General features: G+C 55.1%; 1 rRNA gene. It reads right to left on the bottom strand.

Annotation, left to right across the window (positions count from 1 at the left end):
* Nucleotides 1-67 precede the first annotated feature (67 nt).
* A 23S ribosomal RNA gene (locus G4D86_RS51380) occupies nucleotides 68-3,031 on the bottom strand.
* Between the last annotated feature and the right edge of the window lie 251 nt (nucleotides 3,032-3,282).

Raw genomic sequence — 3,282 nt, forward strand, 5'->3', positions numbered from 1 at the left:
CGCACTCGAGCCTCGGCCTTGGCCCCGAGTCCCTTACGCCCCTAGAGGAGGCATGGAAGAGAACGGGGAAAGTAAGCCGCTCGACCCATTAGTACCGGTTAGCTCAACGTGTTACCACGCTTACACACCCGGCCTATCAACGTCGTAGTCTTCGACGGGTCTTCAGGGGCTTGCGCCCGGGATACCTGGTCTTGAGGTCGGTTTCCCGCTTAGATGCTTTCAGCGGTTATCCAATCGGCACATGGCTACCCAGCGATACCTCTGGCGAGATAACTGGTACACCAGCGGTGCCTCCAACCCGGTCCTCTCGTACTAAGGTCAGAGCCTCTCAAGTATCCTACGCCCACAGCAGATAGGGACCAAACTGTCTCACGACGTTTTGAACCCAGCTCGCGTACCGCTTTAATTGGCGAACAGCCAAACCCTTGGGACCTGCTCCAGCCCCAGGATGCGATGAGCCGACATCGAGGTGCCAAACCTCCCCGTCGATGTGAACTCTTGGGGGAGATAAGCCTGTTATCCCCGGAGTACCTTTTATCCGTTGAGCGATGGCCCTTCCATTCAGGACCACCGGATCACTATGACCTGCTTTCGCACCTGCTCGAGATGTCTCTCTCGCAGTCAAGCTCCCTTATGCCATTGCACTCGCCGCCCGGTTTCCAATCGGGCTGAGGGAACCATCGCGCGCCTCCGTTACTTTTTGGGAGGCGACCGCCCCAGTCAAACTACCCACCAGACAGTGTCCCAATCCCGGATGACGGGACATGGTTAGACACCAGAAATCAACAGGGTGGTATTTCACCGTTGCCTCCACCGAACCTAGCGGCCCGGCTTCAAAGGCTCCCACCTATCCTACACAGTCAATCCCTAGTGTCACTGTCAAGTTGTAGTAAAGGTTCACGGGGTCTTTCCGTCTTGCTGCGGGTAAACTGCATCGGCACAGCTATTTCAATTTCGCTGAGTCCCTCTCCGAGACAGCGCGGAAGTCGTTACTCCATTCGTGCAGGTCGGAACTTACCCGACAAGGAATTTCGCTACCTTAGGACCGTTATAGTTACGGCCGCCGTTTACTGGGGCTTCGGATCATCGCTTCGCCTTGCGGCTGACGAATCCCCTTAACCTTCCAGCACCGGGCAGGAGTCAGACCCTATACGTCGGCTTGTCGCCTTCGCAGAGTCCTGTGTTTTTGGTAAACAGTCGCTACCGCCATTTCTCTGCAACCTCTCTCGGCTTCGGCTGTACGCCTACACCTACCAGAGGCCCACCTTCTTCCGAAGTTACGGTGGAAATTTGCCTAGTTCCTTGGAGGAGAGTTCTCTCAAGCGCCTTAGGATTTTCTCCTCACCCACCTGTGTCGGTTTACGGTACGGACACCCTATGAGCTCCCTACGGGACTTTTCTTGGAAGCAGAGCATCAGCGACTTACCCCTTGCGGGGCGCCATGGGGTCTCGGGGATGACTGCCGCGCCTTTAATCGTACGCGACACCCCTACGCCTTTAGACTGACACAACCACCGGTCAGCTCGCCTAGCTTTCTCCGTCCTCCCTTAGTTCAACGCTCACAAGATGGCGCAGGAATATTAACCTGCTTTCCATCACCTACGCCTTTCGGCCTCGGCTTAGGTTCCGGCTAACCCTGGGAAGATTAACTTGACCCAGGAAACCTTGGGTTTACGGCGAGGGGGTTTCTCACCCCCTTTATCGCTACTCATTTCGGCATCAGCACTCCCAGTCGCTCCAGCCGCCTTTACAGTCGACCTTCGCTGCAACTGGGACGCTCCCCTACCGCCATACGTTTTGCGTATGACCCGAAGCTTCGGCACTAGTCTTGAGCCCCGTTACATTTTCGGCGCGGCCTGTCTTGACCAGTGAGCTATTACGCTTTCTTTAAAGGATGGCTGCTTCTAAGCCAACCTCCTGGTTGTCAATGACCTGCCACATCCTTTCTAGTGTTCACTTAGACTAGATTTGGGGGCCTTAGCTGTCGGTCTGGGTTATTCCCCTCTTGCCAATGGACGTTATCACCCACTGACTGCGTCCCGGGATAACAATTGCCGGCATTCGGAGTTTGGTACGGTTTGGTAATCTGGTGAGACCCCTAGCCGTTCCAGTGCTCTACCTCCGGCATTGAATTGCCCGAGCCGATACCTAAATATCTTTCGGGGAGAACCAGCTATCACGGAGTTTGATTGGCCTTTCACCCCTACACACAGCTCATCTCAGAAATTTTCAACTTTCATGAGTTCGGTCCTCCATGCGGTGTTACCCGCACTTCAACCTGGCCATGTGTAGATCACCCCGCTTCGGGTTATAATACACGCAACTGAATCGCCCTTTTAGGACTCGCTTTCGCTCCGGCTCCACCTAACGGCTTAGCCTCGCTACGTATATTAAGTCGCCGAATCATGATGCAAAAGGTACGCCCTCGCACTGGCTTGCGCCGTAGTGCTCGGACTGCTTGTAGACATGCGGTTTCAGGTTCTTTTGACTCCCCTTACCGGGGTTCTTTTCACCTTTCCCTCGCGGTACTAGTTCACTATCGGTCGCCAAGGAGTATTTAGCCTTACCGGATGGTCCCGGCGGATTCAGACAGGATTGCACGTGTCCCGTCTTACTTGGGTAACCCACTCAGCTCCAACTCGCTTTCGCGTACGCGACTATCACGCTCTTTGGTGCCCCTTTCCAGAGGCTTCCGCTAGCAAGTCAAAGTCCTACCGTGGACCCACTACCCCGCAGCCACTTGCGTGGCAACGGTTTGGGCTTCTCCCATTTCGCTCGCCGCTACTTTGGGAATCACTCGTTGTTTTCTCTTCCTCAGGGTACTGAGATGTTTCACTTCCCCTGGTTAGCTCCTGCCAACCTATTTATTCAGTTGGAGGTAACACCGCTATTCGCAGTGCTGGGTTTCCCCATTCGGACATCTCCGGATCAACGCTCGGTTGACAGCTCCCCGGAGCTTTTCGCAGCCACCCACGTCCTTCATCGCCTCTTGGCACCTAGGCATCCACCGCACGCCCTTAGTAGCTTACTTGCCCTGATCTCTTTCAGGCCCACCTCTCGGCGGACTTGTTGAAACTCGAAACCAAGGCCCAGACCCCTGCTCTTCGCAGCAGGCCCGGAAGACTTCTTCTTCTATTTGATTCAGCACTTGATGGGACTGGCCCGCTCTGTCGGTACGTCGAAGCCTCCCGGCTCCATCGCACCTGGCGAAGCCAATCCCCTGCGAGAACTTCTCTCAGCAGAAATTGAACTTACCCTTCGTATGCACTTGTCAAAGAACGC

It is taken from the genome of Pyxidicoccus caerfyrddinensis, assembly GCF_010894405.1.
Classification (GTDB): domain Bacteria; phylum Myxococcota; class Myxococcia; order Myxococcales; family Myxococcaceae; genus Myxococcus; species Myxococcus caerfyrddinensis.